At 63.7% G+C, this 6,019-nt stretch carries 8 protein-coding genes; 5 read left to right on the forward strand and 3 right to left on the reverse strand.

Annotated elements, in window-relative coordinates:
- Positions 1–720, forward strand: a 720-nt coding sequence (locus ACFHWU_RS28445) for a hypothetical protein (protein ID WP_416592199.1), incomplete at its 5' end; no start/stop codon positions are given.
- 35 nt (positions 721–755) lie between these two features.
- Here ACFHWU_RS28445 and ACFHWU_RS28450 read toward each other — a convergent pair.
- Positions 756–1,148, reverse strand: a complete 393-nt coding sequence (locus tag ACFHWU_RS28450; RefSeq protein WP_416592200.1) for a hypothetical protein — start codon at positions 1,146–1,148, stop codon at positions 756–758.
- Between the two features lie 118 nt (positions 1,149–1,266).
- Between ACFHWU_RS28450 and ACFHWU_RS28455 the strand changes: the two genes are divergently transcribed.
- From ACFHWU_RS28455 to ACFHWU_RS28465, 3 genes are read left to right on the forward strand one after another with little or no spacing between them, the layout of a single operon-like run.
- A complete protein-coding gene (locus ACFHWU_RS28455) occupies positions 1,267–1,539 on the forward strand; it encodes a hypothetical protein (protein ID WP_416592201.1) in 273 nt (90 codons plus the stop codon).
- Positions 1,532–2,143: a DUF6879 family protein gene (locus tag ACFHWU_RS28460; protein WP_416592202.1), complete on the forward strand. Its 612-nt coding sequence runs from the start codon at positions 1,532–1,534 to the stop codon at positions 2,141–2,143. The genes ACFHWU_RS28455 and ACFHWU_RS28460 overlap by 8 nt, the downstream gene beginning before the upstream one ends.
- A gap of 3 nt (positions 2,144–2,146) precedes the next feature.
- Positions 2,147–4,537, forward strand: a complete 2,391-nt coding sequence (locus ACFHWU_RS28465) for an ATP-binding protein (RefSeq protein WP_416592203.1) — start codon at positions 2,147–2,149, stop codon at positions 4,535–4,537.
- A gap of 33 nt (positions 4,538–4,570) precedes the next feature.
- On the opposite strand, the gene ACFHWU_RS28470 is transcribed toward ACFHWU_RS28465, so the two are convergent.
- A complete protein-coding gene (locus ACFHWU_RS28470; protein ID WP_416592204.1) occupies positions 4,571–4,993 on the reverse strand; it encodes a hypothetical protein in 423 nt (140 codons plus the stop codon).
- Complete coding sequence (locus ACFHWU_RS28475) at positions 4,990–5,211, reverse strand: type II toxin-antitoxin system VapB family antitoxin (protein ID WP_416592205.1); 222 nt, start codon at positions 5,209–5,211, stop codon at positions 4,990–4,992. Before ACFHWU_RS28475 ends, ACFHWU_RS28470 begins: the two co-directional genes overlap by 4 nt.
- Before the next feature lie 183 nt (positions 5,212–5,394).
- Between ACFHWU_RS28475 and ACFHWU_RS28480 the strand changes: the two genes are divergently transcribed.
- Positions 5,395–5,760 (forward strand): PadR family transcriptional regulator, encoded by a 366-nt coding sequence (locus ACFHWU_RS28480; protein WP_416592206.1) that lies wholly within the window; start codon positions 5,395–5,397, stop codon positions 5,758–5,760.
- The last annotated feature ends 259 nt before the right edge of the window (positions 5,761–6,019 follow it).

Consider the following 6,019-nt stretch of genomic DNA (forward strand, 5'->3'; position numbering starts at 1 on the left):
ACATCCTGTCCGTCCACACCCCCACCGCACCGGTCAGGTCACGAAGTACGGCTGCCCTACTCGGCAACCTTCGAGGAAGCAATCACGGCTATGCAGATCAACGACTATTCGCAGGTTGCTGTGTTGGCAAACCCGTACACCGTACACGGTGCCGTGTCCTGGGAGTCGGTAGCTGCGGCGAAGCATCGGGATCCGAACGCGACGTTCAGTGACGCCATCGATCGGCGGGCAAAAGACCGAGTCTTTGACTACGACACACGCCTCCTCGACGTCATTGGCACGCTACGGCGAGACGGTTTCATCTTTGTCCGTGACTTCGAAAGAAAGATCACCGGTATTATCACGGCTGCAGACGTTGTCCACAAGTATGATGAGACGGCGACTCCCTTCTTCCTGATTGGCGAGATCGACCAGGAACTTCGCCAACTTCTGCAAAATACCTTAGATGAAGACGTGATCAGGGATGCCTGTAGTGCCGCAAATCAGCCCTTCAGGTCGTTGAATAGCATGTCTGTCGGTCAGTATCAAGCGGTCCTAGACAACCCAAGCTGCTGGGCGCAACTGGGTTGGCCGCTGGATCGCAAACTGTTCATCAAGCGCCTCGACGAGCTGCGTAAGGTGCGTAACAACGTGATGCACTTCAACCCAGACCCTGTGAAGCCCAGCGAAGTGAGTAAGCTTCGCAATTTCCTGCGCATCGTACGCCGGTACAGCAAGTAGTCGTGATCGTGTCCGCTTGCCGGTCGCCGACTTCGTCAGTCGGTGCGGCCTTGCATCTGGATTCTGCCGAAGACGTCGCGGGCCTGGATGACGGTGCCTTCGATGTCGCCGGAAACCTGGTTGGTCACAGAGTCGTCGCTGGAGCCGGACGTGCCCACTGCCCGCCAGAGCGTGATCAGCTGCCGGGCGAATTCGGGATCCCGTTCGGCCTCCTGTCGCACGAGTTCCACGGCCTGGGTCGTCTGCGCGGGCTGGACCTGCGCAGACAGTGTGCCTTCGACGAGTGCCAGGTCGGCGGGTCTCGACTGGAAACGATTGCGGATCAGCTGCACCCACGACTTGGCGGCATTGCTGCTGCCTTGGGCGACGGCGGTCGTCGCCCAGGTGACGAGTGCGGAGACGACGGTGGCCATGATCGGTTCAGTCACCGGAACTCCCAATCTGAGGATTATCCCTATTGGCGACATCGGGTGCAAAAGGAGATTGATCAAGCTGTCTCGATGTTACCGTAAGTTGCACCGGCAAGCGAGCCTTGGAAGGGTCATCATGAGTGGATCAAAGTGGGAAGCCGATCCGACAGCCACCCTGATCAGGCGCTGGGGCAAGTCCTCCCATGAACTGGGGAACACTTCCGGTGACGGAAGTTGCCCCGACATCTGGGAGCTCTCCAACGGCGACATCGCAGTGATCGGCCATGATCTGACCGAGACCTACCACCAGCAACTGCCGGAGGGTGTGTCGATCGATCCGGGCGAGCGCTTGGTGATCATTCCTCGTTCGACCATGATCGCGGCAAGGGCGGACATACCTGATGCATGAAGTCCTCGGCGGTGACCCAGGTGAGCTGCTGACGCTCGATGACTACTGGTCCGACTTCTACGAGCACTTCTGGCGGATAGAGTCGGTCGGCTTCTGGAAGCTGGAGCGGCAGCAGTTCTTCAAGGAGCCCGGCAACAAGAGCTGGGAGGCCTTCGTCGACGGTCGGTGGGATGAGTCGCTTCGGCTGATCGACGAGCAGCGCGACGACTTCGCCGACTACTACGGTCGGATCGCGCGACAAGGCTTCGTCAACCGGCGGGTGCGAGTCGTCGAGAAGCCGATCATCCCGTACCTGCAATGGGAGCTGCACCTGCTCCGGCTCCGCCACGACTACGGCGGCCTGACCAACGTCGTCGGTCCGGAGCAGGTCGCTCCGTACGAGAACGGGGGTCCGCTGCCGGAGATCTACACGCTCGGTCTCGACGTGATGTACGAGGCGGTCTACGACGACACGGGTGTGCTCGCCGCCGCCCGTCGCTTCACCGACCCGGACCTGATCGCCCGGTGCCAAGGTCTCATCGAAGGGCTGTACCAGCAAGGCGAGCCGTTGGACACGTTCTTTGATCGGGAAGTGGCCACACTGGAGCCGCCTACGGGAACATGAGACATGTTCCAGGGCGGCGCGGCGTCGGACGACCCGGATCCCCGACACGTCAACCGGACCGACCTTTCCGGCAGCGCGGACCTGGTGCAGGCCCGTGACGTGCATGGGGGCGTACATTTTCATGGCGGCGACCCGGCACCCGGTCCGCCGCCACGGCAGCTACCCGGCGGGGTCGCCGGCTTCCTCAACCGCAACCGCGAGCTGCTGGCGCTCGACCGCCTGCTGACTGACGCCCACCAAACCGCACCTGCGGTGACCTTGTTCGTCGTCGCCGGCACGGCCGGGGTTGGCAAGACGTCGCTTGCCGTCCGCTGGGCACATCGGGTCAAGACGCGTTACCCGGACGGACAGCTCTATGTGAACCTGCGCGGATATGACCGCGGACTGCCGGTCGATCCAGCGGAGGCCCTGGACCGGTTCCTCCGGTCGCTTGGCGTACCACCTGCTGCGATCCCGGCGGACCTGGACGAGCGGGCAGCGGTGTATCGGTCCCGCCTCGCCGACCGGCGGATCCTCGTCGTGCTGGACAACGCCGCATCGGTTGGTCAGGTCCGACCGCTGTTGCCTGGCACAGACACCTGCTCGGTCATCGTCACCAGCCGGAACCGACTCTCCGCACTGGTGGCCAGGGACGGTGGCCAACGCCTGACGCTCGACATCCTGCCGGAACACGACGCCGTCGAGCTGCTGCGGACTGTCATGGACGGCTATCGCCAGGGGGACAGTGAGGAGGAGTTGGTCGAGCTGGCCCGGCTGTGTGCGCGGCTACCGCTGGCGCTGCGGATCGCCGGCGAACGAGCGGCCAGCCGGCCCTTCATGACACTGCACGAACTGATTCAGGACCTGCGCGACGAGTCAGCGCTCTGGGACACGCTCACTGCCGACGACGGTGACGAGTCCGACGCGGTCCGGACGGTGTTCGCCTGGTCGTACCGTGCGTTGACCGAGGAAGCGGCGCGACTGTTCCGGTTGCTGGGGCTGCATCCCGGCCCGGATTTCAGTGCGGCGGCGGCGGTCGCACTGTCCGGCACCCCGGCACGCCGGATCCGGCACCTGCTCGATCAACTCGTTGGCGCCCACCTACTGGAGCACGTCGGGCTGGACCGGTACCAACTGCATGATTTGCTCCGCGCGTACGCGATCGATCAGGTGCGCCAGCACGAGTCGGACGACGAACGCCAAAGGGCGCGGCTGCGCGTGCTCCGCTGGTACCTGCACAGCGCCGACGCTGCGGTGACGGCGATGCTCCCGTTCAACCAGACGGTGCCGCTGGACCCGCCCGGTCGCATCGAGGCGATGGCGTTCAGCGCATCGACGACCGCGGCCGAATGGTTCGAGACCGAGCGGCACAACCTGGTCGCAGCGACCCGCCTCGCCAGCGAGTGCGGCGCTCACCAGCTCGCCTGGCATCTGGCGGCGGTGCTGCGCGGCGTCTACATGCATCAGAACGCCTTTGACGAGTGGTCGACCACTGCGCGGATCGGGCTGGCGTCAGCCCGGTCGGTCGGTGACCGGCGAGGGGAAGCCGAAACCCTGGAAAGTCTCGGCAAGGCACACTTCCAGGCTCGCCAGCTCGACGAGGCGGCCGAGTGCCACCAGGCAGCCCTTGCGATCCGTCGCGAGATCGGTGATGAGTTCGGCACCGCGGTCTCGATCAACGCGCTGGGTCTGCTGGGTCTGCGACATCGCCGGCTGACCGACTCGGTCCGCTTCTTCTCCGAAGCCCTGGAGATCGTCACCCGACTCGGCAACCGGCGCTGGCGGGCGCTCGTGCTGAGCAATCTGGGCGAGACACGGTACGAGATGCTGCGGTTGCCGGAGGCCGCCGAATTGCTCCGGGAAGCCCTCGCCGAGCTACGTAGCCTCGGCGACCGAGGTCAGGAAGGTAACGCATTGTTCTTCCTCAGCATGGCCGAGCGGGAGATGGGTGACGTTGCCAGTGCACAGGCCCACATCGAGACTGCGGTCGCGATTGCCGAGGAGGCGAACAACTCGCTGTGGCTGGGCCACTGGCTGGTCGAACTGGCCCGGGTGCGGCGGGCCATCGGTGACCCTGCCGCCGCCCTCGACATCCTGCACCGCGCTGCTGCGCTGCAACGACGGATCGGTGACCGTAGCCGGGAAGCGACCGCGCTCGACGCTGTCGGCGAGGCGTATCAGGATCTTGGCAGGTCGGAGGAAGCGGTGGACTTCCACCGCCAGGCCGCCGGAGTGCACCGCCGGCTCGGCGACGCATGGCAAGCCGCCGTCGCGCTGCACAACCTGGCGACTGCCCTTGCTGCGACCGGCCGCGAAGCAGAAGCCCTGCCAGTACGGCAGGAAGCCTTCACGCTGCTCAGCCAGTTCGAGGACCTCCGCGCAGCCGACCTCCTCCGACTGATCCAGCAGGCCTGACCACTCTCCGGTGGGCAGGCTATCGCTTGCCGATCACTCTGTTGCAGGGAGCATCTTGACCCGTCGCTCGGCGAGATCTGGCAGGTGCTGGCCAGCAGTGACAAAGTCGTTGTCGTCGTGCAGGATCACCAGGCCGTTGACGGCTGCACACGCGCATACCAGAAGATCCACGCAGGACAGAGCCCGGTGCGCGCCGGCCCGTAGCAGCCGGTATTGGGCTGACTCCATCCACCGCCATGCTGCCTTGGGCACAGGGACATCGGGGTAGAGATCGGCGAACATTTCGTTCATTTGCTCATACTCGTCCAGATTGCGAGCGGAACGCCGGAACTCTGTGCGCTGCGGCTGGCACGATCCGATCGCATGATCAGAAATGACGTCCGCCCAGGCAGCTCGCACGGCAGGTTCACGTAGGAGCCGCCATAGCGCCGAGGAATCAGCCAGGTACCGGATCACGCAGCTGGTGCCTTGCCTGCTGCCCGGATCTCCTGCCAGCCCTCGTAGTCCCAGCCCTGCGCGACTGCGGCGTGGTGATCGAGTGCCGCGATGCGTCGATGCCGTGCAGCGTACTCGCGCAACGCGAGGTTCACAGTTTCCTTCTTGCTCCTGGCCCCGGACAGGCGCATCGCCTCGGCCAACGCCTCATCGTCAAGGTCAACCTGCGTGACGGTCATTGTTGCCCCCATCATGTATGAGCCTTCCCAACATCACCAACATACCCTGGTTCACGCAGTCGTGGGTGCCGCTGGACCACCGGCAGCGCGCCCCGCGCCACAGGCGCGTCAATGGCGACGAGGACCGGCAGTGGTTCGGTAAGCTAGGTTGTGTGCCTAACTAGTTAGCGTTACAGTTGTCCGGTGGATGGCAACAGGCAGTGGCCGACAGAGTGGATGCGTGGTGCGCTTGCGCTCTGCGTGCTCGCGATGGTCGCGGAGGGGGAAATCTACGGCTACGCGATTGCACAGCGTCTGCGGGGTGCTGGTCTCGGAGCTGTGAAGGGAGGGACGCTTTATCCCGTTCTTGCGCGCTTGGAGGTCGATGGCCTAGTGATCTCATCCTGGCGCGAGGGTGAGGCAGGCCCGGGGCGCAAGTTTTTCACTATCACCGATGCTGGCCTTGAAGAGTTGCGAGCGCGAATCGCCGATTGGCGAACATTTACCGACAAGGTGGCTACGGTAATCAACAAGTTTGACGCACAGTCTGTCGATGATTCAAGCTTTTGATGAAGAGGGCGTCTTCGGAGAAGAAGCCTCCCTATGGTCAATCCTTAGTAAGATCAGTGATCTGACGGGACAGTGATGCATCAGAGTGTGGGTATCAGGCTTGAGAGGTACCAACAGGAGTTGTTGCTGGCGCTGCGGATGTGCAAGCTACCTGCGCCACGTATAGCAGAGGCGCTCGCCGAGGTGGAGAGTCATGTCATGGCGGGATCAAGTGATCATGGCGACACTGCGTTCTTGACCAGATCGTTGAAAACTTCGA

Source organism: Micromonospora sp. LOL_015, assembly GCF_048060275.1.
Taxonomy (GTDB): domain Bacteria; phylum Actinomycetota; class Actinomycetes; order Mycobacteriales; family Micromonosporaceae; genus Micromonospora_E.